Origin of the sequence: Aeromonas dhakensis (assembly GCF_002285935.1) — a bacterium.
GTDB lineage: Bacteria > Pseudomonadota > Gammaproteobacteria > Enterobacterales > Aeromonadaceae > Aeromonas > Aeromonas dhakensis.
On sequence record NZ_CP023141.1, the window covers coordinates 1,599,259 to 1,623,840 of the forward strand.

The following is a 24,582-nucleotide window of genomic DNA, read 5'->3' on the forward strand; positions in this document are numbered from 1 at the left end:
ACCATCATGCCTCTTGCATGATGGTGCCTCGTTTTTCCCACCGCTTTTTGCCGTCGTTCAACCCAGTGCGTTCTGCTGCCACTGACCCGGGATCGGGTACACCTTGTCGTAGCTCCAGTTGTAGACGAAGGCGTAGACCAGATAGAAGGTCACGAAGCCGATATTGAGCGCCAGCGCCGCCAGCAGGGCGAGATCCAGCCACCAGGCGATGACCGGCAGGGTGAGCGCCATGAAGCCCCCTTCAAAGCCGAACGCATGGACCACGCGCTGCCACAAGGTCTTGTGCGGGTGACCCTGGTACTTGAGCAGCAGCTTGTCGAAGCCGATGTTGTAGACATAGTTCCAGACGGTGGCCAGTACCGAGAACAGGACGGCCAGCGGCCCCATGTGGCTGAGCTCGATGCCTGTGATCCAGCTGGCCAGGGGGGCTGCGATGAGCAGACCTATCACTTCAAAGCCGATGGCGTGGCGGATACGGTCATTGCGGGTACGCATAAATTCCTCTCTTTAAACAGCTATGTTGACTGACTGGTTGGCAATCTATCCATATTTGTTGATAGTTTCACGTTGGTATCCATCGCTAAAATAGATGGATGACCGCATTTGCAGGAGCAGGACGATGAACCCATCGCTGGAACAACTCAGGGTATTGCTGGCCGCCGCGCAGGCAGGCTCCTTCTCGGCGGCCGCGCGCCAGCTGGGCAAGGCGCAGTCGGTAGTCAGTACCGCCATCGCCAATCTGGAGATAGATCTGGGGCTGGAGTTGTTCGATCGCAGCGGGCGCTATCCGGTGCTGACCGAGGCGGGCGTGCGCATCAGCCAGGAGGCCGGTATCTTGCTGGCCCAGAGCGCCCGCTTGCAGGCCATCGCCGGCGAGCTGGCCAGCGGCGTCGAGTCGCGCCTGACCCTGGCCATCGATGATGACTCCCACCTGCCCTGGCTCGGCGCCGTGCTGGAGGAGTTCGCCACCCACTACCCGACGGTTGAGCTGGAGCTGCTGTTTCCGCTGATGGAGGATCTCACCGAGATGCTGATCAGCGGCCGCGCCCAGCTCGGCATCAGCTATCAGAAGGAGCACCCGCAGCAGGAGATCGTGGCCCGCTCGCTGGGAGGCGTCGCCATGCCACTGGTGGTCTCCCCCGAACATCCGCTGGCCCACAAGGCGCCGCTGCGGGAGAGCGATCTGCAGGGGGCTCGCCAGCTGCTGGTGACAGGGCGACGGGAGGGGACGGAGCGCCATCGCTTTCGCCTGTCGGCGCAGGTGTGGTGGGTAGAGGGGGATCTCGGGATCCTGGAGCTGGTGAAACTGGGGCTGGGGTGGGCGGCGGTGCCCGATTTTCTGCTGCACCGGCCGCTGGCTCGGGGCGAGGTGGTGGTGCTCAAGCCGGACTTCATAACCCAGCCCGAGCTGGCGCTGGAGCTGCAGTGGCATCGCGCCCGCCCGCTCGGGCAGGCGGGGCGCTGGCTGAAGGAGGCCCTGCTGGCGCGGGTGCGCTAGCAGGGCGCTTGGCTTCGCTTACTCGGTCAGCTGATAGGGGAGGGGCTGCAGGGTCAGGCTTGAGCATTCTTCCTGTTTGAGCCGGAAGCGGGCGTCGGCCTCGGTGTCCTTGGGCAGCACGGCGGTGAGCCACAGCTCGCCATCCTGCTGCCAGGCGTTGAGCACCATGCCGCTGCGGCGCCAGTTGTCACCGAGCTGGATCTCCAGGGTGTCGCCGCTGGTAACCGGGGTAGTGGCGGTGCCGCTCAGCACGAACAGGGCGCGGTTGTTGGCGCCGCGATACTTGGCGCGGGCCACCGTCTCCTGCCCCATGTAGCAGCCCTTGGTGAAACTGATGCCATCCAGCGCCTGCAGGTTGAGCATCTGGGGAATGTACTCACCCTGATGAACCGCCTCCAGATGGGGGATGCCGGCCTTGATCTCCAGTCCCCACCAGAGCGACTCGGGGCCGCTGGGCAGGGCCAGCGCCAGCGGCTGTTCGCTGACCAGCAGCCAGCGATCGGCTTCGATCCGCACCGCCATGCCACCCTCGATGAGGCCGCTCTGCTGCAGGTCGTATTGCCCCGCGATCCAGCCATCGGCTCCCTGACCGGCCACGCCGACCGCCTGGCCGTGATTTTCGCTGATCTCGACCTTGGCAAAGATCGCGAACTTCTTGAGCTCGGGTAGCTGGCGGGCCAGCACCGACGGCTTGGTCAGCATCAGCAGGCGATCGCTCAGGCAGAGCAGGCGAAAATCGCTCCACAGCTTGCCCTTGGGATCGCAGTGGCCGCCCAGGGTGTGCTGGCCTGGCTGCAGGGCGTTGACGTCACAGGTGACCTGACCCTGCAGGTATTTGGCGCGATCCGGGCCGCTCAGGCTGGTGATGGCCAGATCGGTCAGAGGGAACAGGGTTGGCTCGGCAGGAAGGATTGGCAGGCTCACGATGGCATTCCAGAGACAGAAAGTATGTGACCTGCATGGTAAAGACGTAAGGAATGTTTGTCAGCCGGAAAATCCAGCTGGTACCATCGCCGGGTCTTTGTAAGGAGAGTTCCATGTTGAGCCCAATTGAAAAATCCCGCCTGAAGTGGGCCTGCCGCCGTGGCATGCTCGAGCTGGATGTGATCTTTATGCCCTTCTTCGAGCACGAGTTCGATGGCTTGAGTGAGGCCGATCAGCAGACCTTCATCCGCCTGCTGGAGTGTGAGGATCCGGAGCTGTTCCGCTGGAGCATGGGCCACGGCGTGCCGGAAGACCCCGCCTTCGCCGCCATGATCCCGCTGATCCTGGAACGCAATCAGGCCCGTCACGATCGCCAGCGTTGATCCATCCGTACGGGTGTCGATGCCCGTCACCGTCTCCAGACAGCAGCGTCTGCTGCTGTTGTCGCTGTTTCTGCTGATCCTGTGGCCGCTGGCCGCCCTGATCCAGGGCTGGCAGTGGGCACTGTTGCTGCCCTGCTGGGGTCTGGGGTTGTGGCGAGCCTGGCTCGACACGAGCCGGATGACCGGCGTGCTGGAGTGGGACGGGCAGTGGCTCAGCTGGCAGGGCAACCGCTATCAACTGGGGGCGGGCAGCCGCATCTGGCCCGGTGTGCTCTGGTTGCAGCTGGTAGCGGTGGAGCGTCCCGCCAGCCGGCTCTGGCTGTTCAGCGATGCGCTGGCACCGGCCCACTACCGCACGCTGGCTCGCGCCATCCACTTCTCCCAGCCGACTCGCTAGCTGTGATCTCTCTGTAGGTTGTTCACTCGGGGCATTCCCGCAAAATTGGAGGCGCCAACCAAACCAATCATCCGAGGTGCCCCAGTGAACAACCATAAAAATGTCCGATTAACCCTCTTCGGTCGACAGCTTCTTGTCCAGCGTATCCTTGAACAAGGCCTGCGTGTTGAAGAAGCGGCTCACGCCGCCGGGGTCAGTACCCGCACCGCTTACAAGTGGCTCACGCGATATCGCCATGAGGGGCCTGATGGGCTGCACAATCGCTCTTCTCGACCCGCATCCTGTCCCCACGCCATCGATGACCAGCGCCAACAGGTGATTATCGCACTGCGCAAGCAACGACAGACCTATCGGCACATCAGCCAAGCGTTGGGCATCGGACACAGTTCCGTCGCCCGTATCCTGCAACGAATGGGACTGAATCGACTGGCGGATCTGGCACCAGCCCCTCCAGTACAACGTTATGAACATGAGAAACCGGGTGACTTGCTGCATTTGGACATCAAAAAGCTGGGGCGTTTCCGTCGCCCCGGCCATCGTGTCACCGGTGACCGCAGCCAGGACTCCCCCGGCGCGGGATGGGTGTATGCGCATGTGGCGATTGATGACCACTCCCGTGTGGCGTTCAGCGCCCTGCATCCTGATGAAACGGGGCGCAGTGCCTGCCTGGCGCTGTTACAGGCTCTTCGTTACTACGCCGGGCTCGGTATTCGTTTCAGTCGGCTACTTACTGACAATGGCGCCTGTTATCGATCGAAACGCTTCCAGAAGCTGTGTCGTCGGTTGGGGCTCAAGCACCTGCGCACCAAGCCTTACACACCACAAACCAATGGCAAAGCAGAGCGCTTCATTCAGACAGCGCTGCGTGAATGGGCGTACGCCCGGAGCTATGAGTCGTCAGAGCAACGGGCAGAACACTTGACCCCGTGGCTGCATGAGTACAACTGGCATCGTCCTCATGCCAGTCTGAACTATCAGCCCCCAATCAGTCGTCTTCAATCTGTGAACAACCTGGTGGGTTTACACAGCTAGCCTCTCTTCCCCATAAAACAGATGACCCCGCCGGAGCGAGGTCATCTGGATGTTGCTGCTTGTTGCTTGCGGCAGAGGTTAGTCCCGCTCCGGTGTCAGCACGGTCGGCTTGGAGTCAGGCTGCATGTCCGGGTAGTCCGGGTTGCAGCAGTGCAGGCCGTGGGACCTTCAGGCTCATTGCTGAGCGAAAAGATCAATCCCGCTCCGGCGTCAGCACGGTCGGCTTAGAGTCCGGCTGCATGTCCGCGTAGTCCGGGTTGCAGCAGTGCAGGCCGCGGGACCTTCAGGCTCATTGCTGAGCGAAAAGATCAATCCCGCTCCGGCGTCAGCACGGTCGGCCTGGAGTCCGGCTGCATGTCCGGGTAGTCCGGGTTGCAGCAGTGCAGGCCGCGGGACCTTCAGGCTCATTGCTGAGCGAAAAGATCAATCCCGCTCCGGCGTCAGCACGGTCGGCCTGGAGTCCGGCTGCATGTCCGGGTAGTCCAGGTTGTAGTGCAGGCCGCGCGACTCCTTGCGCTGCAGGGCGCAGTTGACGATGAGCTCGGCCACCTGCAGCAGGTTGCGCAGTTCCAGCAGGTTGTTGGAGACCCGGAAGTTGGCGTAGTACTCCTGCACCTCCTGCTTGAGCAGGTCGATGCGGCGCTTGGCGCGTGCCAGACGTTTGTTGGTACGCACTATCCCCACGTAGTCCCACATCATTAGCCGCAGCTCGTGCCAGTTGTGCTGGATCACAACCAGCTCATCCGAATCTTCCACCTTGCTCTCGTCCCACACCGGCAGACGGGGCGGCTCCACGCTCGTCGGCAGCTTGGCCAGAATGTCGGCCCCCGCCTGATGGGCATAGACCACGCATTCGAGCAGGGAGTTGGAGGCCATCCGGTTGGCGCCGTGCAGCCCGGTGTAGGTCACCTCGCCGATGGCGTAGAGGCCGGGAATGTCGGTCTGGCCGTTGTTGTCGATCATCACGCCACCGCAGGTGTAGTGGGCGGCAGGGACGATGGGCATCGCCTCCTTGGTGATGTCGATGCCTACCGCGAGGCAGCGCTCATGGATGGTGGGAAAGTGCTTGATGATGAAATCGGCCGGCTTGTGGCTGATGTCCAGATACATGCAGTCGGCACCGAGGCGCTTCATCTCGTGGTCGATGGCGCGGGCGACTATGTCTCGCGGTGCCAGCTCGGCTCGCTCGTCGAAGTCGGGCATGAAGCGGCTGCCGTCGGGGCGGCGCAGATAGGCTCCCTCGCCGCGCAGGGCTTCGGTCAGCAGGAAGTTGGGGTCGTCGGGGTGGAACAGGCTGGTGGGGTGGAACTGGTTGAACTCCAGGTTCGCCACCCGGCAGCCGGCGCGCCACGCCATGGCGATGCCGTCACCGGAGCTGACATCTGGGTTGGAGGTGTACTGGTACACCTTGGAGGCACCACCGGTGGCCAGCGCCACGAAACGGGCACGCACCACCTCGACCTGCTCGGCGTTGCGGTTCCAGACATAGGCGCCCAGCACCCGGTTGCCCGGCAGACCCAGCTTGCGGGTGGTGATGAGGTCGACCGCGTTGAAACGCTCCATCAGCTGGATGTTGGGGTGAGCCCGCACCTGGTCGATCAGGGTGAGCTGCACCGCCTTGCCGGTGGCATCGGCCGCGTGGAAGATGCGGCGATGGCTGTGGCCCCCTTCGCGGGTCAGGTGATAGTGGGATTCGCCCTCGGCGTCCTCCTCCTGATCGAAGGGGACCCCCTGCTGGATCAGCCACTGGATGGAGTCGCGGGCGTTGCGGGCGGTGAACTCCACCACGGCCGGGTCACACAACCCGGCCCCGGCGTTGAGCGTGTCGCTCACGTGGGATTCGATGCTGTCGGTCTCGTCGAACACGGCAGCGATGCCTCCTTGCGCATAGAAAGTGGCCCCTTCACTGATGGGCCCCTTGCTCAGAACCAGGACTTTGGCCTGGTCTGCCAATCGCAACGCGAGAGACAAACCGGCGGCACCGCTGCCAATGATCAGTACGTCGCAAAGGTATTCAACACTTGCTTTCATAAGTATCATTGGCCTGGATTAAGAACTGGCACCATGGTAGCCCAAGCGAGGGTGGTGATGCAGCCTGCGTCACATTTTTTTCAATGCAAGCGAACTTTCCCTGATTCCTCCTGTCTGAACTTGTGCGCTTAGGAAGGGCCGGAAAAGAAAAACGATAACCTGATGGGGGTTTTACGGCTCTGATGAGCGACCAGAATCTACTGGACGAACAGCTGGTTGAACGGGTCCAGCGTGGCGATAAAAATGCATTCAACCTGTTGGTAAAAAAATACCAGCACAAGGTGGTCAACCTGGTGGCCAGGTATGTCAACAATCCGGGCGATGTACCGGATGTGGCGCAGGAGGCTTTCATCAAGGCTTACCGTGCGCTGCCGACATTCCGTGGCGAGAGCGCCTTTTACACCTGGTTGTACCGGATTGCCGTGAACACGGCCAAGAATTATCTGACCTCTCAGGGGCGCAGGCCGCCCAGCAGTGACGTAGAGGCGGAAGAGGCAGAATACTATGGCGGTGGCGAAGCCTTGCAAGAGGTGGCTACCCCGGAAAACCTGACGCTGACCGACGAGATCAAGCGCACCGTGTTTTCTGCCATAGAAGCTTTGCCGGAAGACTTGAGGACAGCTATCACCCTTCGCGAACTGGAAGGGCTGAGCTACGAAGAGATTGCCGAAATCATGGATTGTCCGGTGGGTACGGTGAGATCCCGCATCTTCCGGGCGAGGGAAGCAATCGATAAAAAGCTGCAACCTCTGATCGAGAATTAACTGGGGAAAGACAGGTTAACTTATGGCAAATAAAGAGCAACTCTCGGCCCTGATGGACGGTGACTTGAGCGATGTTGAGGTTCTGAACGAGCTGGGAACGGATCCGGCTCTGCAAGATACCTGGTCTCGTTACCACCTGATTGGTGATGCCATGCGGGGGGACCTGCCGGTCAATCTGCAACTGGATCTGAGCGACAGCATCATGGCTGCGCTGGAAGATGAACCCACCATACTGGCGCCCAAGCCGGTGGAGAGCAAACCTGCGGCACCGCAGCCTGGTACCGCCAAGACCGCCACGATAGTGCCGTTCCTGCGCCGTGCCGGCCAGCAGGTAGGGCAATACGCCATCGCCGCCTCGGTCGCTGCCGCCGTCATCTTCGGGGTGCAGCAGTATCAGGGGCAGGACGGTGTGCCGACCAACCCGGTACTCAACACTATCCCCGTTGGTGGCAGTGCCTCGCCGGTGAGCGTGCACTATCCGCAGGACAGCAATCGTGCGACCCAGCGTCAGCAGGGGTTGAGCGAACAGCAGATGCAAGAGCAGCGCGAGCGCATCAACGCTTTCCTGCGCGACCACCAGTTGCAACAGCGTCTGCTGCAAGACAAGCAGATTCAGGAATAACGGATTAGGGATCAGAACGTGCGCCAGTCCAGCCGTATTTTGCTGGCCTCTCTCCTGTTGATCAGCGCCAAGGCCTCGGCCGACGACAAGTCGGCCGAGGCCTTGTTGCAGCAGATGCAGAGTGCCGTCTCGCAACAGAATTTCGAATTGTCCATGGTCAAGGCCCGGCAGGGGCGACTCGAGCCTATCCGCTTCAGCCACGGCGTGATCGATGGCAAGGAGGTGGCTCACCTCAGCTACCTCGATGGCAAGACCATCGAGTACCTGCAGCGCCAAGACGAGTACACCTTTTTTGAAAATACCCATGAACCCTACACCCTCAAGGGGGCGCGTTTCCCCGGGGTATGGGCCACCCTGGTGAGAATGCCGTTGCCGCGGGTGCTGGAGAGCTATGATCCTGTGCTGGCCGGCCGCAGCCGGGCTGCCGGGCTGGTGGCACAGGTGGTGCGGCTGGTGCCCAAGGAGGCCGACAAGTACGGCTTCGTGCTCTGGATTGACGAGCAGAGCAGCCTGTTGCTGCGGGTGGACATGGTGGATCGGGAAGGAAATCTGGTGGAGCAGGTGTTGGGGGTGGATCTGGACCGCCTCCCTGCGCCGGCTCCCTGGCTGGTGAAGCTGGCCAGCAGCAAGCTGCCCCAGGCGCTGGCGCTGGAAGATGCCTATCCGGCGCCGCAGCAGCAGCTGAACTGGCACCTCACCTGGCTGCCTGAAGGCTTCAAGGTGCTCTCCCGGGATCGTCACCAGCTGGTGACTACCAGTCTGCCGGTGGATTACATGATGCTCTCCGACGGGCTGGTGGATCTCTCGGTCTACGTGGCCCGGGTCGATCCCAAGCAGGCGGTGCGCCAGCAGCTGATCCGCCAGGGCGCCACCTCGCTGGTGAGCTTCGTCAATGACGTGGGGGTCGAGATAACAGTGGTCGGGGAAGTGCCGGCCGACACCGCCAAGCGGATTGCCGAATCGGTGCAGCCGCTGGCCCGCAACGAGGCCGTACAGTAAGCCGTCAGACGCGGCTGCTTGCCCAAGGCCGGCAGTCGTGTTCAGATTGGGTCAATCTATCTTTCATTATTGTGGAACCGTCTTGTGAGTGGAATGAGCGAAGAGCTGGCGACCGTGGTGGCCATTGATGGAGAACATGCCTGGGTGGAGTGCGAACGGCGCTCCGCCTGCAGCGGTTGTCATCAACAGTCCAACTGCGGTACCGGCACGGTGGCCAAGGCGTTTCCATTGAAAGCGCAGCGACTGCGGGTGGCGCTCACCGCCGAGGTGAGCGTCGGCCAGCAGGTGAGGCTCGGCATTCCCCAGGCGAGCATCCTGCAGGGGGCCGCGCTGGTCTATGTGCTGCCACTGTTCTGTCTGCTGGCGGGGGCCCTGCTGGGGCAACTCTGGCTGGCCCCTCTGCTCTCTGCGGGGGAGGGGGTCACCATCCTCTGCTGCCTGCTGGGGGGCCTCGTCGGTTTTTCACTGGTTCGTTACTTTTCCAACCGGCTCGATCAGGGGGCCTATGGTCCCCGCATGCTGGGTGTGGTCCTGCCCACCCGCCACCTCTCCTGACCGTGCAGGCCGCTATTTCTGGTGCTTCGTCGACTAAAGATTGGCCGTCGACCGGGTTATCCAGTAAAATCCTGCCTCCATAATCCGGCCCTAACCTAATTTTGAGTGATTCTTGCTCGATGAAACACATTCGTAACTTTTCGATTATTGCGCACATCGACCACGGTAAATCGACCCTGTCGGACCGTCTGATCCAGACTTGTGGCGGCCTGTCCGACCGCGAGATGCAGGCTCAGGTGCTTGACTCCATGGAACTGGAGCGCGAGCGCGGCATTACCATCAAAGCACAGAGTGTGACCCTGAACTACCAGGCACAAGACGGTAACACCTACCAGCTGAACTTTATCGACACCCCGGGCCACGTGGACTTCTCCTACGAGGTCTCCCGCTCGTTGGCGGCCTGTGAAGGGGCACTGCTGGTGGTGGATGCCGGCCAGGGGGTTGAGGCACAGACTCTGGCCAACTGCTACACCGCCATGGAAATGGACCTGGAAGTGGTGCCGGTGCTGAACAAGATCGACCTGCCGGCCGCCGAGCCAGAGCGGGTTGCCGAAGAGATCGAGGACATCGTCGGCATCGACGCGGTCGACGCGGTGCGCTGCTCAGCCAAGACCGGCCTCGGCGTCGATCTGGTGCTGGAAGAGATCGTGGCCAAGATCCCGTCTCCGGAAGGGGATCCGGATGCCCCGCTGCAGGCGCTGATCATCGACTCCTGGTTCGACTCCTATCTGGGCGTCGTCTCTCTGGTGCGGATCAAGAACGGTTCGCTCAAGAAGAATGACAAGATCAAGGTAATGAGCACCGGCCAGACCTGGGGCGTCGATCGCATCGGTATCTTCACACCCAAGCAGGTGGATACCGACGGTCTGGGCTGCGGCGAGGTAGGTTGGGTCGTCTGCGGCATCAAGGACATCCACGGCGCGCCGGTGGGCGATACCCTGACCCTGGCCAAACACGGTGCCGAGAAGGCGCTGGCCGGCTTCAAGAAGGTGAAGCCGCAGGTTTATGCCGGTCTGTTCCCCATCTCCAGCGATGACTACGAGTCCTTCCGCGATGCACTGGAGAAGCTGTCGCTCAACGACGCCTCCCTGTTCTACGAGCCGGAGAGTTCCACCGCACTGGGCTTCGGCTTCCGTTGCGGCTTCCTCGGCATGCTGCACATGGAGATCATCCAGGAGCGGCTGGAGCGTGAGTACGATCTGGATCTGATCACCACCGCACCGACCGTGGTCTACCAGATCGAGCAGACCGACGGCACCACCATCCACATCGACAGCCCGGCCCAGATGCCCGCCATCACCAGCATCAAGGAGATGCGTGAGCCGATCGCCGAGTGTCACATCCTGCTGCCGCAGGAGTACATGGGCAACGTGATCACCCTCTGTATCGAGAAGCGTGGCGTGCAGACCAACATGGTCTACCACGGCAAGCAGGTGGCACTGACCTACGAGATCCCGATGGCGGAAGTGGTGCTCGATTTCTTCGACCGCCTCAAATCTACCAGCCGCGGTTACGCCTCGCTGGATTACGGCTTCAAGCGTTTCGAAACCTCCGACATGGTCCGTCTGGACATCATGATCAACGGCGAGCGGGTCGACGCCCTGGCCATCATCACCCACAAGGAGAACGCCCAGTACCGCGGTCGCCAGGTGGTGGAGAAGATGCGCGAGCTGATCCCGCGCCAGATGTTCGATATCGCCATCCAGGCTGCCATCGGCAACCAGATCATCGCTCGCAGCACCGTCAAGGCCCTGCGCAAGGACGTGACCGCCAAGTGTTACGGTGGTGACGTGAGTCGTAAGAAGAAGCTGCTGAACAAGCAGAAAGAAGGCAAGAAACGGATGAAGTCTCTGGGCCGTGTCGACGTGCCGCAGGAAGCCTTCCTCGCAATTCTCCACGTCGGAAAGGATTAATAGATGGCAAGCACGTTTTCCCTGATCCTGGTGGTGGTCTGCGCGATCACCGGTGTTATCTGGTGTCTGGACAAGATGATCTGGTCCAAACAGCGGGCCGCCAAGATTGCCGTGGCCCGTGCCCACGGCGGCGCCCATCTGGACGAGAAAACCCTGGCCAAGGTGGCCCCCGTGCCGGTCTGGATCGAACAGACCGCCGGGGTCTTCCCGGTCATCACCCTCGTACTGATCCTGCGCTCCTTCATCTTCGAACCGTTCCAGATCCCGTCTGGTTCCATGATGCCCACCCTGCTGGTGGGCGATTTCATCCTGGTGGAGAAGTTTGCCTACGGCCTCAAGGATCCGGTGACCAACACCAAGTTCCTCGAGACCGGTGAACCCAAGCGCGGCGACGTGGTGGTGTTCAAGTATCCGCTGGATACCCGGGTGGACTACATCAAGCGCGTAGTCGGCATGCCGGGGGATCGGGTCATCTATCGCAACAAGGAGCTGATGATCCGGCCCAAGTGCGAGGAGCAGGAAGGGAAAACGTGCCCGGGCTTCCAGAAGCTCGACGTCAAGTTTGAACAAAGGGGTGAATTTACCCAGATGGGGATCCCGCTTGACCGCTATACCGAGCAGCTGGGCGAGGTGTCTCACGAGACCCTGCGCAACCCGCTGATGCCCGATATGGTCGGCCGTTACTACCGCCAGCCCGGCACCTACCCCGACGAGTGGGTCGTACCGGAAGGTCAGTACTTCGTCATGGGCGACAACCGTGACAACAGTACCGACAGCCGTTTCTGGGGCTTCGTGCCCGAGCAGAACCTGGTGGGCAAGGCGGTCGCTATCTGGATAAGTTTTGAATTCGAGCGCGAAGAAGGCTCCCTGCTGCCGAGCTGGGTACCGACAGGGGTGCGCTTCAACCGCATTGGCGGAATCAAGTAAATGAATATCAAGATGAACAGACTGCAGTCCCGTCTCGGGCATGTCTTTCAGGATCAAGAACTGCTGACCCGGGCGCTGACTCACCGCAGCGCCGGCTCCCGTCACAACGAGCGACTGGAATTTCTGGGTGACTCCATTTTGAGTCTGGTGATTGCCGACGATCTGTTCCACCGCTTCCCGCAGGCGGCGGAAGGGGATCTCAGCCGGATGCGCGCCACCCTGGTGCGCGAGAAGACCCTGGCCGAACTGGGCCGGGAGTTCGACCTCGGGGATCACCTGATCCTGGGGCCGGGCGAGCTGAAAAGCGGCGGTTTTCGCCGTGAATCCATTCTGGCCGACACGGTCGAGGCGGTGATCGGTGCCGTCTATCTGGATACCAATCTTGAGACGGTACGGACCCTGCTGCTGGGCTGGTACGCCAGCCGCCTGGACGAGATCAAGCCGGGCATAGAGCAGAAGGATCCCAAGACCCGTCTGCAAGAAATTCTGCAGGGAAGCCGCAAATCCCTGCCGACCTACACAGTGACCAACGTCAAGGGCGAAGCCCACAACCAGGAGTTCACCGTCCAGTGTGAGGTGGAAGGCCTGGATGGTCCGCTGGTCGGGGTCGGCACCAGCCGTCGCAAGGCCGAACAGGCCGCTGCGCAGCAAGCATTGGAAAAACTGTCATGACAGATAGCACTTATTGCGGCTTTGTCGCCATCGTGGGCCGCCCCAACGTGGGCAAGTCCACCCTGCTCAACAAGCTGCTTGGCCAGAAGGTCAGCATCACCTCGAAGAAGCCCCAGACTACCCGTCACCGGATCCTGGGGATCGACACCGAGGAGAACTATCAGACCATCTACGTGGATACCCCGGGTCTGCACATTGAAGAGAAACGGGCCATCAACCGCCTGATGAACCGCGCCGCCACCAGTTCGCTGGGGGACGTGGCCATGGTGGTGTTCGTGGTCGACGGCACCCACTGGACCAAAGACGACGAGATGGTGCTGGGCAAACTGCGCAACCTCAAGTGTCCCGTGGTGCTGGCGGTCAACAAGATCGACAACGTCAAAGAGAAAGAGGATCTGCTGCCCCACCTGGAGTGGCTGGGCCAGCAGATGAACTTTTCCCATATCCTGCCCATCAGTGCCGAGAAGGGCACCAACGTGGAGAAGATCCGTGAGTGGGCCAAGGATCTGCTGCCGGAAAACGTCCACTTCTTCCCGGAAGATTACGTAACCGATCGCTCCTCCCGCTTCATGGCCTCCGAGATCATCCGCGAGAAGCTGATGCGCTTCACCGGTGAGGAGCTGCCCTACTCGGTGACGGTGGAGATCGAGCGCTTCAAGGTGGAAGAGAACGGTCTCTACCACATCCACGGCCTGATCCTGGTGGAGCGCGAAGGCCAGAAGAAGATGGTCATCGGCAACAAGGGCGAGAAGATCAAGACCATCGGCACCGAGGCCCGCATCGACATGGAACGGCTGTTCCAGAACAAGGTGCACCTCGAGCTGTGGGTCAAGGTCAAGTCCGGCTGGGCCGACGACGAGCGCGCCCTGCGCAGTCTCGGCTATGGCGATGACTGATTGCTGACCCCGGCTTTCGTCATCCACAGTCGGCCCTATCGGGAGACCAGCCAGCTGGTCGAGGTTTTCACCCAGGATAGTGGCCGTTTTACCCTGGTGGCTCGCGGTTCTCGCGGGCCACGCTCGCCTCTGAAGGGGCTGTTGCAGCCCTTTACCCTGCTCACCATCGCCTGGCGTGGCAAGGGGGATCTCAAGAATCTCACCCAGGTCGAGTGCCCGGATCACTCCCTGCGCCTCGGTGGCGATCGCCTCTTCTACGGCCTCTATCTCAACGAGCTGGTCTACTACCTGCTGGAAGCGCACACCCCCTTCCCCGAGGTGTTCGATGCCTATGCCCGCGCCATCATGGCGCTGGCCGACGGCGAGACCCCGGAACTGCCGCTGCGCCGCTTCGAGTTCCTGCTGTTGCAGGCGCTGGGCTATGCGGTGGATTTCGAGTACACGGCGGATGACGAGTCGCCGATTGAGCCAACCCTGCTCTACGGCTTCGAGCGGGAGTTGGGCTTTGTCGCTTGCGAGCGGGCGCCGGATCCCCGTACCCTGTTTCTCGGCGCGCACCTGCTGGCCTTTGCCGAGGGGCGCTTCGATACTCCCCCCCTGTTGCAGGCGGCCAAGCGTTTCAGCCGGCTGGCGCTGCAACCCTATCTGGGACGGCGTCAGTTGAAGAGCCGGGAGCTGTTTTTAAAGCGCAGAGGTGCAGGCCAGGGCTGAGGGCCCGCCGGCCCTGTGCCTCTGCTGCGGGTTGCAACCTGCAACCCCCCACGTGACATACGGATATCGGCGCTGGCGCCTAGGCGCCAGCTGCACAGTTAACAGTGAAGAGCTTCAAGGAGTCGTCAATGAGCGAAATCTATCTGGGTGTGAACATCGATCACATCGCCACCCTGCGCAATGCCCGGGGCACCCAGTATCCGGATCCGGTACAGGCCGCCTTCGTGGCCGAGCAGGCCGGTGCCGATGGCATTACCGTGCACCTGCGGGAAGATCGCCGCCACATCACCGACCGTGACGTGGAGATCCTGCGCCAGACCATCCAGACCAGGATGAACCTGGAGATGGCGGTGACCGAGGAGATGATCGGCATCGCCTGCCGTATCAAGCCTCACTTCGTCTGCCTGGTGCCGGAGAAGCGCACCGAGGTGACCACCGAGGGGGGCCTGGACGTGGCCGGCCAGCTGGACAAGGTGACTGATGCGGTGACCCGTCTGGCCGCCGTCGGCGCCCAGGTGTCGCTCTTCATCGATGCCGACCCCATCCAGATCGATGCGGCCGCCGCGAGCGGTGCTCCCTTCATCGAGATCCACACCGGTCGCTACGCCGATGCCACCACGGATGCCGAACGTAACGCCGAGTTCAAGCGCATCGCCGCCGGTGCCTCCTATGCCGCCGGCAAGGGCTTGAAGGTCAATGCCGGCCACGGCCTGCACTACCACAACGTCAAGGCCATCGCAGCCATCCCCGAGCTCTATGAGCTCAACATTGGCCACGCCATCATCGGCCGCGCCGCCTTCGACGGCCTGGCCAAGGCGGTCAGCGACATGCGCCTGCTGATGCAGGAAGCCCGTCAGGGGATCTGATCGTGGAAAACGCAGAGCCACCAAGTAGGTGGCTCTGCGTTAATTTTGTCAGTGAGTTGATTTTTACAACGGCGAATAAACGTTTTTATTGCAAGATCTGTGAATATGCCTTGCTTCCATCTAGGCAAGTTGGCTCAGTACAATCCCAAGAGCGGAATGGAGATACTGAAACCTGTTGATCCAGTCTCTGGGTCGAGTCAAAACTCAGAGTTAACCCACTCAGCCTGTTTACCAAACGATAGTTGCCATCTTTTAGCTCAGTACCATCATGCTTTGTTTTCACTGTCGGCATTTTCACCCACTGAGAGCTCAAGCATCTATCTGAAACCGGGTTAGCTTTACATGGATTCACCATCAACCCAACTTCAGCACCCCACTTTCTCAAGTGGTTGCCACCGCCAGCTTCAGTAACACCCAAATACCTCTTGTTATTTGCCTTTCCTTTTGGATAAACCACAATATGGTAATAACCATCCTGTTTATCCAATAACCCCCAAGACATTTTATTGTTTGTCTTGCCATGAGTAACGGTTAAGTTGAATTTCTTGTCTGCAGTGAGTATATCACCAAGTTTATTTTTAAAATTAGTGAGTCTTATCGCATTACTGGTTTTGTTCTTGCCTGAATTATTAATGGTGACATCAATATATTCACCACCATATTGTTGGCACTCAACATAACAGAAGGTTCTGAGTTTTTTTCCAACAATAAAGTTGGATAAAGTCAGCGCCTGTGGATCCATCATAAAGCGATACCAGGAACGAGTAACATAGTCATTCAGGGTAAATATTTTTTTCCATTTCGGATTTGTTAAGCTTTCGGTCGCATAGAACTCCATTGGTGCTTTTTTCTCGTTTTGAGCCCCCGAACTTGGCTCTGGCGTTGCAATGTACTTGCTTAAATAGCTGTTCCAGGCAACATTCATGACTCTTAGGGGGGAGTTTATTAACTTACCCTGGGATGTCAATTCGGAGGCTGTGCCACTCATGGTCTCAGGATTGTACTCAGGAGTAAAATATCCTTTGGGGGAGACATCCACCGACACTATATTGCTTGCAGCACCGGCGTTGCCTAAAGAGTAGTCCTGAGTATCATATTTTTCCCACTTCCCATTATGATATTTACGCCAGCTATCAGGGGACATCTTTCCTGATATTGGTGCTCTCATTACATGTTCTTGCATAAATGAACTAAACCCGGACCAGCCAGACAGGTTTTGGACTCTACTGGTATAGAACATATAAAAATAGCCAGATGCATAATCAACAAACAGGCGAGGGTCCCCCCCCCCATAGTTATATGTTTGTCCCAGAGCTTCATCGCGTTTGTCTTTCATCCCATATTGCGAGGTCTGGATGACATCAACCACTTCCCAATGAACTCCTTTATCTGACGACTTAACCCGCTCAATGGCATCATATCTGGGATCAAGGCCAAAAACTTCATCGTGAAGCAGGCCATACCAATCACCAGTATCTGGGTCAACCCATACATCCATCAAGCCACAAAAGTTAATATAATCATAACTGGTGCCTTTGGGTTTTATTTTCTGCATAAGGGGGGTGTTTACACATAATGGCACTGTATTCTGAACAGTTGCCTTATCTGCTATTTTTTGAAACGCTTCAAAATTTTCTGCATTCTTTATTTTCTTGTTTACGCCTTGATAGTTATTGGAACTAACGAACCGCCAAGCATGCTCATAATCATCTGGTTTATATTTGCTATACTGTGAAAGGGTATCATGATAAATATACCTGCCGGTTTCATCAATAAATGAAAACCCGGGTGAGTCATTAGTGGTATAGACCTCTTTCGGTGCTGTATGTGTGGCCGTAATGGTGGCCTCTGCATGCGGAATCGATAAGCAACAAAGGCTTATCACACTACCAGCAATTAAGGTGCTGTTTAATTTCATAGCTAAACCCCATGTGATTGTAGAGATGTAATACTACCAATATGCGAGGCAGTATCGTTTTTCATTTACATACAAGTGACTCTGTTTTTATAATTTTTTAAGTTTTCTTGATTGAACTCTGTCGCTTGGACAGCATTGACGGACCGCCAAAGTAGCGGCTTTTTATCTATCTTGATGATATGTTTGACACATTCACAGACCAAACTGTTCAAGATAGTAAAACCTATAACAGATGATATTGAACCGGTTGAAAAATCTTGATTGGGCACAGGAATAATGGCATCGCCAGGCAGGCCTCCCATATCCAAGATGTAATCGCACACCTCTTCCAGTTTTTTACCACTCTGATGGCGAGATGTGACTGAACGTGTAAATGCGAGCGAAGTCAAACCGATCACCGTCAAACCACGCTTTTTACCTTCAAGCGCAAATTCAATCGGTACCGGATTTCGGCCAGAGGTGGATACCACAATCAAAATGTCTCCTGGACGCACCTCTTTTTCAGCATCAAGAGCGACAGTCGCCAAACCATGTTGGCGTTCAGCGAACGTACTCATCGGGGCATAGGGTGATAATGCTAATACTGGTGGCAAAATGGCGTTGATTTGTACCAAACCCCCAGCACGGAAATACATTTCATGGGCAAACATCTGTGAATGGCCACAACCGGTAACATGGATCATTCCATCGTTTGTGATTGTATTGGCCATGGCCAAAGCACACTGTTCAATGACATCTTGCTGATCTTTCACTGCATCAATATGCTTTAGCAAGTCAGTTAAATATTTCTTATACATATCACCTTCTCCTATTACAGGCAGCTCACTCGACCTTTCATAGCCAAAATATGACTCTTGTTAATCTCATCTCCTCGATCCAGATTTGAACTAACCCAAACAGGCGGGGTAATACCGGCTTCTGCCAAATTACATACTGTTTGTGTAACTAGTGCCTGAATAACTGAAAAGCCGATAATAGAAGAGACTGGGCAACATTTTTCTGAGAGCCCATTAAATTCTATTACCGCATCACCATACGGAATGTTTAGGTCAATCGTGATATCTGCAATATCACTCAGAAATGAACCGGAGGAGTGCTTTGGTGTTGTCCGCTTGCTGAACTCCATTGATTGTAATGCAATTACAGGAAGACCACGTTTCTTGGCTGCCAATGCGATATCAATGGTTGGTATTGTGCGGCCAGCAATTGAAGCTAGAACAACACAATCACATGCTGATACATGTTGATCTTCGAAAATCGTAGTGCCAACACCTTCAATCTCATAAATATGATCTGAGTAAGCTTGTGTTCGTGGAGCCGTGGCGAAAATATGTGGTAAGAGTGGATTGATAGGTACCAAACCTCCCGCTCGATAAAATGTTTCCATCGCATAGATGTGGCAATGTCCACCAGACACGTGAATGATACCATCATGCTTGATCGTATTAGCCATTACTGTAGCTGCTTGAACGATATTGCTAGCTTCATCCTGCATTACTTTTTCAAGAATACGTTTGCACTCATTTATGTAGTTGTTCATACGTTGCCCTTTACTCTCTAAAGAATACCAACATAATGCAATCCAATGGAGCCAATGATCATGCCAAGCATGATCTTTACGGGTGACCATCCACGCATAATCAACCTGTAGCAACTCATCACTATGATAAGAGGAAGAATATTTGGCATAATTTTATCCAATATTCCTTCCTGAAGATTTAATACTGAATCACCAAGCTGGATTTCAGCACCCAGCTTTACCCTGACAAATGAGGCTGTGAGTGCCCCTACAACGGTAAGGCCAAGAATAGTGGCGCCACGGCTAAATGCATCACTCTGTTGTTTTAGTGCGCTTAGTGCAGTTAAACCAAGCTTATATCCATAGTTGAACAGAGGAATATAAATAGAGAATCTAACCATGTTAAACATCAACAGAAAGATAAGTGGTGCAATCACAACTTTATCTAAAGCTAATGCTGCGGCAATGGATGCCGTAATTGGAAGTATTGTTAATTGACACATTGCATCACCAATCCCGCCTAGTGGTCCCATTGCTGCCACTTTGAAAGAACGGATGGTTTCTATTGGTTGCTTACCTTTTTCCATAGCAAGGATGACACCCTGCATGAAGGTAACCAGCCAGGGCGATGTATTAAAAAATTCATTGTGGAGCTTCAATGAAATGGCCAGGTCTTGCTTGTTTTTGTGAATTTTTTGAAGTGCTGGAAGCATTGCATAGAGAAATCCACTGGATTGCATCCTTTGATAGTTGAATGAGGCCTGAACCCATAACATGCGAAGCCAAGATTGCCTCATGATTTTTTTGTCCAAGACAGTACTTGTGTCTTGATCAAGATACTCTCCACTATTAATAAATTTAGACTGGTACTGTGACATATTAAATTCCCTCATCCATCTGTTCATGGTCAAGTGGTGCTATTGTTCTTTTTTGAGCAGAGTCGTTGTAATAATCAATGATGGCTACAGACAATCCGAGCAGTGCTACGGCTATAATAGGCAACTTCATAAATGTTGCTAAAACAAAACCAATAATGAAAAATGGCGTGTATTTTTTCTCTTTCAGCATCATTTTCAAAAGCATCGCGAAACCGAGAGCTGGCATCATGGCACCGGCGATACTGAGCCCTTCAATAACCCCTTTTGGTACTTGTTCTACAATAGCTTTGGCAACAACGTCACCAAAATAGGTTGGTATGAATGCACAGATAAAGAAGGTGATAAAGTAAGTCGCCATGCCAAGATAGTTGACTCGTTCAATCCCTTTTATGTCACCTTCACCTGCCATTCTGTCTACTTTTTCCATCAGGGTTGCAAAAGTGGTAAATTGAATGACTGTCAGTTGTTGCATCAAAATAGCAAAAGGTATTGCAACACCTACGACGGCACTTGGGGATAGTCCTGATTGAATTCCAAAAACAACTCCAACCGCAGAGCCAATCGTTACGTTAGGTGGCTGAGCACCTGCCAATGGCATTAGTCCTAGCCAAGCCAACTCTAGTGTTGCACCAATTTCAAGACCAGATTTGACATCTCCCATAAGCAGACCTACAACCGTCCCTGTGACAATTGGTCGGCCAAACATAAGTCCTGAGCCATAATAGTCCAGGCCTGCAAAGCCGACCCATACGGCTATTGCCAATACAGTTAAAATATCCATATCTATACCTATACCTTACAAGTATTGTTCAATGTTTATTGGTGTATCTGACGGGTTACGTTGGATGGTGCAAGAAACACCAAGTCCAACCAATTCTCTGAATGTATTTTTATCATCGCTGTCTAACGATACAGTTGCATGTATCTGTTCTTTTCCTTCCTTATAGTGCATGTTGCCAACATTGATTCTTTTTATTGGTACACCGCCTTTTACGAGTGTCAGGGCGTCTTGTGGTGAACAAACTAAAATGAATATTTTTTGATGTGCCGCTGCTTTATGAATAACATCCATGGTTTTTCGCAGGCTGAAGAAGCGAGTATCAAATTCACCTGCTGACATTTTTGCCAATATTTGCTGTGCGGGATCGTTGGCAACCGCATCATTGGCAAAAAGAATTAAATTACATCCAGAGTGGGGGCCATGACCTACTGCGACTTGCCCGTGCAATCCGCGCTCATCAATTCGTGTATATACAATGTTTGGCATAGTGTTAGTCCTTTATTCACGCTGTCGATAGTTTTTGTTTATAACTTTTGATCGCTCATGCACATGCGGATCTTGGCGGCGACTACCTCCTCCATGGCGGCCATGGCGGGCACCAGATACTGGCGCGGATCGCTGGCGTCGGGGTGGGAGGCCAGGAACGCCTTCATGGCGTCGGAGAAGGCGATCTTGAGTTCGGTGGCCACGTTGACCTTGCACACCCCGAGCTCGATGCAGCGGCGCACGTCCCGGTCGGGAATGCCGGAGGCACCGTGCAGCACCAGCGGCACCGGGACCCTGGCCTGGATGGCGGCGAGGCGCTCGAAGTCGAGGCGCGGCTCCTCCTTGTAGAGGCCGTGGGCCGTGCCGATGGCGACGGCCAGGGAGTCGATGCCGGTGCGCGCCACGAACTCGGCCGCCTTGTCAGGGGCGGTCAGATGGGCGTTGGCGGCGTCCACGATGAGGTCATCCTCCTGGCCGCCGAGCTGGCCCAGTTCGGCCTCCACACTCGCCCCCATGCGGTGGCAGAAGGTGACGACCCGCTGCACCTTGGCGACGTTCTCCTCGAACGGCAGGTGGGAGGCATCGATCATGGCGGAATGGATGCCTGCCTCGACCTTGTAGTGGATATCCTGCTCGTCCTCGTGGTGGTCCAGATGCAGTACCAGCGGGATACGGTACTGATGGGCAGCCGAGGCGCAGATGGAGACCAGGTATTCGACTCCGGCGTGGCGGTAGGTGCCCGGTGTGGCCGCCAGGATCACCGGCGAGTTCAGCTTGGCGGCGGTGCGGGCCACCACCTCGACGGTCTCCAGGTTGTGGATGTTGAAGGCGGGCACCGCATAGCCGCGGCGCTGGGCATCTTTAAGCATTTCGTGGGACGAGATCAGATACATGAGGACTCCTTGGCACCCTGGCGGGCACCAGCTTCAGGGAAAGAGAGCGGGGCAGGGGCGGGGAGGATCTCCCGGCCCGCCACCCAGATATGTTGTTGATTGAGATCTGCGGTCAGGGCGAGCAGGTTGGCCTGCTTGCCGACGGCCAGCGAGCCGAGGCGATGTTCCATCCCCAGCATCCGGGCCGGTGCCAGCGAAGCCATGCGGATGGCCTCCTCCAGGGGCACGCCGGCCAGCTGCACCATGTTGCGCACGGCGCCGAGCAGGGTGAGGGTGCTGCCCGCCAGGCCGCCGGTGTCGGTGCGCACCACCCCGTCCTTCATCTCCACCCGGTAGTCGCCGAGCAGGTAGTGACCGTCCGGCATGCCGGCGGCGCGCATGGCATCCGTGATGAGCAGCAGGCGATCCCTGGCGCAGCAGTGACAGAGTCTGAGCACGCTCGGATGGACGTGGTGGCCGTCGGCGATGAGCTCCAGCCAGGCATCGGGATGCACCAGCCCTGCGCCGACCATGCCGGGTTCTCTGTGGTGCAGGCCGCGCATGCCGTTGAAGCAGTGCACCAGCCCGGAGGCCCCCGCCGCCAGCGCCGCCATGGTGGTGTCATGGTCGGCGGCGGAGTGACCCAGCATCACCCGGATGCCGGCCTGCTTGAGATGACGGATGGCGGCCAGCGCCCCGGTTTTCTCGGGGGCGAGGGCGACCACTTTCAGGGTGCCTCGCGCCACCTGTTGCAGCCGGTCGAGCTCCGCCAGATCAAGCTCCCGGAACAGGGCCGGGTCATGGGCGCCCTTGTTGTCCGGGGTGAAGTAGGGCCCCTCCAGATAGCTGCCGAGCAGTTGCGCGCCCGGCAGGGGGCTCGCCATGGCATCGGCGATGCGACAGAGGGTGCTGAGGATGGCGGGCAGCGGGGCGGTAACCGTGGTGGCGAGGAAGGCGCCCACCCCTTCTGCCGCCTTGGCAAGGGAGAGGCGGGCCAGGGCGTCGGCCGCCTCGTCCATCACGTCGACGCCGGCCCCGCCGTGGACATGGCCATCGATGAGGGCGGGCACCAGCAGCTCGACCTCCCGTACCGGGTCGTCGGCCGGGATGGGGTAGATGGCGGTGATGACGCCTCCTTCATGAGTCAGTACCTGGTGTGTCAGCCAGCCCTGCTCGGTCAGCAGGCGGCGGGCGCGGATCTGCTCTGCCATCTAGATCCCCTCCTCGGCCAGCGTCTCGGCCCGCTCGCGCGCCAGCTCGTCCACCAGGCTGGTGAGGCCGCGATGACCACAGCACAGCGCCTGTTCACGAAACTGGGACGGGGTCAGCTCGCCGCGCTCCATCACCATCTCCAGCAGCAGCTGCAGATTGGTGCCGGTGACCACCTCTCGTCCGGGCTGGCGCAGCGCCAGGGTGGAGGCGACCCGAAACGGGGTTCCCCCCAGCAGATCGGTCAGAAAGACCACTCCATCCCCTCGCTCAACCTGAGTCAGGGCGGTTTCGCACTGATCCTGCAGCAGGGCCGTGGTGGAGGACTCGGGAAAGTCGATGGCGACCACCGCCTCCTGCTCGCCGAGGATCTGCAACATGGCCTGTTCCATGCCGCTGGCGAAGCCGCCGTGTCCGCAAATGATGATGCCCAACATGCAACTCACTCCTTTTTCCGTGACATGGGTAAGTGGGGAAAACCGCGTCAGTTCAACATTTACCCACCCCTCAAAGGGATATTGGTTCGCCCTGTTGATGATTTCTGTGTCTTGTTTCGTACTTCCGGCCTTCGAACGGATAGATGTTGACCCCCTGCACTACCCGGTTGACCCGCCCGCTCGGGCAGGGATTGTCCGGGGTGATGCCCAGCACCAGCGCGGTGTGGAAGGCGTAATACTGGGCGTAGAGCAGGTAGCAGAGCGCCAGCTCGGCGTCGTCACCGTTGAGGGGGGTGGGCAGATAGATGTGTTCGCCAGCGCTGATGAGCGGATCAGGCCGATCGGCCAGGGCGACCACCCGGGCGGCATGGCCGTCCTGGCGCAGCTCGCCGAGCAGGTCCAGGTCGTACTGGCGGGTATAGGGATCGTTGGACACCATCAGCACGATCAGGGTCTGCCGATTGATGGCCGACTTGGGCCCGTGGCGAAAGCCGGTGGGGGAGTCGTGCATGGCCATCACCTGGCCGGCTGTGAGCTCCAGCAGCTTGAGGGCCGCCTCCTGGGCCACCCCTTGCAGGCTGCCGCTGCCAAGGTAGATGACCCGCTCCGGCAGCGGCCGATCCCACTCGGGCACCTTCAGCTCGGCCTGGGGCAGGATGGCGTCCCCCAGCGCGATGAGCGGCTGGCTGGCGATCGGGTTGAACTGGCGCGGCAGGAATACCGCCAGACAGCTCAGCATCATGCTGGTGAGGCTGCTGGTCATGGCAAAGCTGCGGTCGTGGGTCTGGGGCGGCATCAGCAGCGCCAGGGAGCGAGCATCCTTCTGGCAGCGGCGATAGAGCTCCCCCTCACCGTTGCAGGTCAGCACCAGGTGGTGGCACTCGCTCAGCAGCTGGCTGGCCAGCTCCACCGCCGCCACGCTCTCCGGGCTGTTGCCGGAGCGGGCGAAGGAGATGAGCAGGGTCGGGCAGTCCTGTGCCAGGTATTCGCCCGGATCGGTGACGATGTCGGTGGTGGCGATCGCCTCGAAACGGCCGTTGAGGCGGGCACTGAGATAGGGGGCGAGGGCGCGTCCGGCAAAGGCGGAGGTGCCGGCCCCGGTCAGGATCACCCGCAGGTTGCCCCGCGACAGCAGGGGCAGCAGGAAGCGCTCTATGGTGGCGCGGCACTCCTCTACCATGGTGAGGGTCTCCCGCCAGGTGGCGGGTTGCTGGCGAATTTCACGGGCGGTGGCCAGGCCGTTGGCCGACCGCAGCGTCTCTTCTGGATAACCAAGGATCATCTCTACAACT

The 24,582-nt window shown here is 58.0% G+C and carries 27 protein-coding genes; 14 read left to right on the plus strand and 13 right to left on the minus strand.

Going from position 1 to position 24,582, the window contains the following annotated elements:
- Window positions 1-57: 57 nt before the first annotated feature.
- Complete coding sequence (locus CK627_RS07860) at window positions 58-495, minus strand: PACE efflux transporter (RefSeq protein WP_005309357.1); 438 nt, start codon at window positions 493-495, stop codon at window positions 58-60.
- A gap of 124 nt (window positions 496-619) precedes the next feature.
- Here CK627_RS07860 and CK627_RS07865 point away from each other — a divergent pair, with 124 nt between their 5' ends.
- Window positions 620-1,498: a LysR family transcriptional regulator gene (locus CK627_RS07865; protein WP_010635038.1), complete on the plus strand. Its 879-nt coding sequence runs from the start codon at window positions 620-622 to the stop codon at window positions 1,496-1,498.
- 18 nt (window positions 1,499-1,516) lie between these two features.
- On the opposite strand, the gene ygfZ is transcribed toward CK627_RS07865, so the two are convergent.
- Complete coding sequence (ygfZ, locus tag CK627_RS07870) at window positions 1,517-2,422, minus strand: tRNA-modifying protein YgfZ (protein WP_095592066.1); 906 nt, start codon at window positions 2,420-2,422, stop codon at window positions 1,517-1,519.
- Window positions 2,423-2,535: 113 nt separating this feature from the next.
- On the opposite strand from ygfZ, the gene CK627_RS07875 reads away from it, so the two are divergent.
- From CK627_RS07875 to CK627_RS07885, 3 genes are all read left to right on the plus strand, one after another.
- On the plus strand, window positions 2,536-2,805 hold the full coding sequence (locus tag CK627_RS07875) for an FAD assembly factor SdhE (protein ID WP_005309363.1): 270 nt from the start codon (window positions 2,536-2,538) through the stop codon (window positions 2,803-2,805).
- Window positions 2,806-2,824: 19 nt separating this feature from the next.
- Window positions 2,825-3,202, plus strand: a complete 378-nt coding sequence (locus CK627_RS07880; protein ID WP_095592067.1) for a protein YgfX — start codon at window positions 2,825-2,827, stop codon at window positions 3,200-3,202.
- Window positions 3,203-3,286: 84 nt separating this feature from the next.
- Window positions 3,287-4,234 (plus strand): IS481 family transposase, encoded by a 948-nt coding sequence (locus tag CK627_RS07885; RefSeq protein WP_095592068.1) that lies wholly within the window; start codon window positions 3,287-3,289, stop codon window positions 4,232-4,234.
- Between the two features lie 423 nt (window positions 4,235-4,657).
- Here CK627_RS07885 and nadB read toward each other — a convergent pair whose 3' ends face one another.
- Window positions 4,658-6,265, minus strand: a complete 1,608-nt coding sequence (gene nadB / locus CK627_RS07890; RefSeq protein WP_094696969.1) for an L-aspartate oxidase — start codon at window positions 6,263-6,265, stop codon at window positions 4,658-4,660.
- Window positions 6,266-6,447: 182 nt separating this feature from the next.
- On the opposite strand from nadB, the gene rpoE reads away from it, so the two are divergent.
- From rpoE to pdxJ, 10 genes are all read left to right on the plus strand, one after another.
- Window positions 6,448-7,029 carry an RNA polymerase sigma factor RpoE gene (gene rpoE, locus CK627_RS07895; RefSeq protein WP_005309371.1) on the plus strand — a complete coding sequence of 194 codons (582 nt, stop codon included), beginning with the start codon at window positions 6,448-6,450 and terminating at the stop codon, window positions 7,027-7,029.
- A gap of 22 nt (window positions 7,030-7,051) precedes the next feature.
- A complete protein-coding gene (locus tag CK627_RS07900; protein ID WP_095592069.1) occupies window positions 7,052-7,651 on the plus strand; it encodes an RseA family anti-sigma factor in 600 nt (199 codons plus the stop codon).
- A gap of 18 nt (window positions 7,652-7,669) precedes the next feature.
- A complete protein-coding gene (locus CK627_RS07905) occupies window positions 7,670-8,650 on the plus strand; it encodes a MucB/RseB C-terminal domain-containing protein (RefSeq protein WP_010635033.1) in 981 nt (326 codons plus the stop codon).
- Window positions 8,651-8,743: 93 nt separating this feature from the next.
- Entirely contained in the window at window positions 8,744-9,205 is a 462-nt protein-coding gene (locus CK627_RS07910) for a SoxR reducing system RseC family protein (protein ID WP_005309378.1), read from the plus strand.
- A 119-nt stretch (window positions 9,206-9,324) separates the two neighbouring features.
- Complete coding sequence (gene lepA, locus CK627_RS07915; RefSeq protein WP_005309379.1) at window positions 9,325-11,118, plus strand: translation elongation factor 4; 1,794 nt, start codon at window positions 9,325-9,327, stop codon at window positions 11,116-11,118.
- 3 nt (window positions 11,119-11,121) lie between these two features.
- Window positions 11,122-12,045 carry a signal peptidase I gene (gene lepB / locus CK627_RS07920; protein ID WP_005309381.1) on the plus strand — a complete coding sequence of 308 codons (924 nt, stop codon included), beginning with the start codon at window positions 11,122-11,124 and terminating at the stop codon, window positions 12,043-12,045.
- On the plus strand, window positions 12,046-12,717 hold the full coding sequence (gene rnc, locus CK627_RS07925) for a ribonuclease III (RefSeq protein WP_005309383.1): 672 nt from the start codon (window positions 12,046-12,048) through the stop codon (window positions 12,715-12,717).
- Window positions 12,714-13,613 (plus strand): GTPase Era, encoded by a 900-nt coding sequence (era, locus tag CK627_RS07930; protein ID WP_005309385.1) that lies wholly within the window; start codon window positions 12,714-12,716, stop codon window positions 13,611-13,613. The genes rnc and era overlap by 4 nt, the downstream gene beginning before the upstream one ends.
- Window positions 13,614-14,324: a DNA repair protein RecO gene (gene recO / locus CK627_RS07935; RefSeq protein ID WP_017779322.1), complete on the plus strand. Its 711-nt coding sequence runs from the start codon at window positions 13,614-13,616 to the stop codon at window positions 14,322-14,324.
- Window positions 14,325-14,452: 128 nt separating this feature from the next.
- On the plus strand, window positions 14,453-15,190 hold the full coding sequence (gene pdxJ / locus CK627_RS07940; protein WP_017786468.1) for a pyridoxine 5'-phosphate synthase: 738 nt from the start codon (window positions 14,453-14,455) through the stop codon (window positions 15,188-15,190).
- 85 nt (window positions 15,191-15,275) lie between these two features.
- Here the strand turns inward: pdxJ and CK627_RS07945 are convergent, their stop codons facing one another.
- The 10 genes from CK627_RS07945 to CK627_RS07990 form a co-directional block, all read right to left on the minus strand.
- Window positions 15,276-17,108, minus strand: coding sequence for a hypothetical protein (locus CK627_RS07945; RefSeq protein ID WP_082033655.1), 1,833 nt, complete (start codon window positions 17,106-17,108; stop codon window positions 15,276-15,278).
- 65 nt (window positions 17,109-17,173) lie between these two features.
- On the minus strand, window positions 17,174-17,905 hold the full coding sequence (locus CK627_RS07950; protein ID WP_095592070.1) for a sugar isomerase domain-containing protein: 732 nt from the start codon (window positions 17,903-17,905) through the stop codon (window positions 17,174-17,176).
- 14 nt (window positions 17,906-17,919) lie between these two features.
- Window positions 17,920-18,648, minus strand: coding sequence for a sugar isomerase domain-containing protein (locus CK627_RS07955; RefSeq protein ID WP_082033653.1), 729 nt, complete (start codon window positions 18,646-18,648; stop codon window positions 17,920-17,922).
- 17 nt (window positions 18,649-18,665) lie between these two features.
- Window positions 18,666-19,505 carry a PTS system mannose/fructose/sorbose family transporter subunit IID gene (locus CK627_RS07960; RefSeq protein ID WP_042008873.1) on the minus strand — a complete coding sequence of 280 codons (840 nt, stop codon included), beginning with the start codon at window positions 19,503-19,505 and terminating at the stop codon, window positions 18,666-18,668.
- Window position 19,506: 1 nt separating this feature from the next.
- Entirely contained in the window at window positions 19,507-20,286 is a 780-nt protein-coding gene (gene agaW, locus CK627_RS07965) for a PTS N-acetylgalactosamine transporter subunit IIC (RefSeq protein WP_042008872.1), read from the minus strand.
- A 15-nt stretch (window positions 20,287-20,301) separates the two neighbouring features.
- Window positions 20,302-20,772: a PTS sugar transporter subunit IIB gene (locus CK627_RS07970; protein ID WP_082033652.1), complete on the minus strand. Its 471-nt coding sequence runs from the start codon at window positions 20,770-20,772 to the stop codon at window positions 20,302-20,304.
- 38 nt (window positions 20,773-20,810) lie between these two features.
- Window positions 20,811-21,665 carry a tagatose bisphosphate family class II aldolase gene (locus CK627_RS07975; protein ID WP_095592071.1) on the minus strand — a complete coding sequence of 285 codons (855 nt, stop codon included), beginning with the start codon at window positions 21,663-21,665 and terminating at the stop codon, window positions 20,811-20,813.
- Window positions 21,656-22,855: an N-acetylglucosamine-6-phosphate deacetylase gene (nagA, locus tag CK627_RS07980; protein WP_095592072.1), complete on the minus strand. Its 1,200-nt coding sequence runs from the start codon at window positions 22,853-22,855 to the stop codon at window positions 21,656-21,658. The genes CK627_RS07975 and nagA overlap by 10 nt, the downstream gene beginning before the upstream one ends.
- Window positions 22,856-23,290: a PTS galactosamine/N-acetylgalactosamine transporter subunit IIA gene (gene agaF, locus CK627_RS07985; RefSeq protein ID WP_010635027.1), complete on the minus strand. Its 435-nt coding sequence runs from the start codon at window positions 23,288-23,290 to the stop codon at window positions 22,856-22,858. It abuts the gene before it with no gap.
- A gap of 70 nt (window positions 23,291-23,360) precedes the next feature.
- On the minus strand, window positions 23,361-24,572 hold the full coding sequence (locus CK627_RS07990; RefSeq protein WP_095592073.1) for an SIS domain-containing protein: 1,212 nt from the start codon (window positions 24,570-24,572) through the stop codon (window positions 23,361-23,363).
- Between the last annotated feature and the right edge of the window lie 10 nt (window positions 24,573-24,582).

What these genes read in the sequence shown, in the direction of transcription:
- CK627_RS07970 (WP_082033652.1), bottom strand. Translation starts at nt 20,772, where the DNA reads ATGCCAAACATTGTATATACACGAATTGATGAGCGCGGATTGCACGGG.
- agaF (WP_010635027.1), bottom strand. Translation starts at nt 23,290, where the DNA reads ATGTTGGGCATCATCATTTGCGGACACGGCGGCTTCGCCAGCGGCATG.
- CK627_RS07950 (WP_095592070.1), bottom strand. Translation starts at nt 17,905, where the DNA reads ATGTATAAGAAATATTTAACTGACTTGCTAAAGCATATTGATGCAGTG.
- CK627_RS07865 (WP_010635038.1), top strand. Translation starts at nt 620, where the DNA reads ATGAACCCATCGCTGGAACAACTCAGGGTATTGCTGGCCGCCGCGCAG.
- nagA (WP_095592072.1), bottom strand. Translation starts at nt 22,855, where the DNA reads ATGGCAGAGCAGATCCGCGCCCGCCGCCTGCTGACCGAGCAGGGCTGG.
- CK627_RS07990 (WP_095592073.1), bottom strand. Translation starts at nt 24,572, where the DNA reads ATGATCCTTGGTTATCCAGAAGAGACGCTGCGGTCGGCCAACGGCCTG.
- CK627_RS07900 (WP_095592069.1), top strand. Translation starts at nt 7,052, where the DNA reads ATGGCAAATAAAGAGCAACTCTCGGCCCTGATGGACGGTGACTTGAGC.
- CK627_RS07960 (WP_042008873.1), bottom strand. Translation starts at nt 19,505, where the DNA reads ATGTCACAGTACCAGTCTAAATTTATTAATAGTGGAGAGTATCTTGAT.
- pdxJ (WP_017786468.1), top strand. Translation starts at nt 14,453, where the DNA reads ATGAGCGAAATCTATCTGGGTGTGAACATCGATCACATCGCCACCCTG.
- nadB (WP_094696969.1), bottom strand. Translation starts at nt 6,265, where the DNA reads ATGAAAGCAAGTGTTGAATACCTTTGCGACGTACTGATCATTGGCAGC.
- rpoE (WP_005309371.1), top strand. Translation starts at nt 6,448, where the DNA reads ATGAGCGACCAGAATCTACTGGACGAACAGCTGGTTGAACGGGTCCAG.
- CK627_RS07955 (WP_082033653.1), bottom strand. Translation starts at nt 18,648, where the DNA reads ATGAACAACTACATAAATGAGTGCAAACGTATTCTTGAAAAAGTAATG.
- era (WP_005309385.1), top strand. Translation starts at nt 12,714, where the DNA reads ATGACAGATAGCACTTATTGCGGCTTTGTCGCCATCGTGGGCCGCCCC.
- lepA (WP_005309379.1), top strand. Translation starts at nt 9,325, where the DNA reads ATGAAACACATTCGTAACTTTTCGATTATTGCGCACATCGACCACGGT.
- CK627_RS07910 (WP_005309378.1), top strand. Translation starts at nt 8,744, where the DNA reads ATGAGCGAAGAGCTGGCGACCGTGGTGGCCATTGATGGAGAACATGCC.
- agaW (WP_042008872.1), bottom strand. Translation starts at nt 20,286, where the DNA reads ATGGATATTTTAACTGTATTGGCAATAGCCGTATGGGTCGGCTTTGCA.
- CK627_RS07880 (WP_095592067.1), top strand. Translation starts at nt 2,825, where the DNA reads ATGCCCGTCACCGTCTCCAGACAGCAGCGTCTGCTGCTGTTGTCGCTG.
- rnc (WP_005309383.1), top strand. Translation starts at nt 12,046, where the DNA reads ATGAATATCAAGATGAACAGACTGCAGTCCCGTCTCGGGCATGTCTTT.
- CK627_RS07945 (WP_082033655.1), bottom strand. Translation starts at nt 17,108, where the DNA reads ATGAAATTAAACAGCACCTTAATTGCTGGTAGTGTGATAAGCCTTTGT.
- lepB (WP_005309381.1), top strand. Translation starts at nt 11,122, where the DNA reads ATGGCAAGCACGTTTTCCCTGATCCTGGTGGTGGTCTGCGCGATCACC.
- CK627_RS07875 (WP_005309363.1), top strand. Translation starts at nt 2,536, where the DNA reads ATGTTGAGCCCAATTGAAAAATCCCGCCTGAAGTGGGCCTGCCGCCGT.
- CK627_RS07860 (WP_005309357.1), bottom strand. Translation starts at nt 495, where the DNA reads ATGCGTACCCGCAATGACCGTATCCGCCACGCCATCGGCTTTGAAGTG.
- CK627_RS07975 (WP_095592071.1), bottom strand. Translation starts at nt 21,665, where the DNA reads ATGTATCTGATCTCGTCCCACGAAATGCTTAAAGATGCCCAGCGCCGC.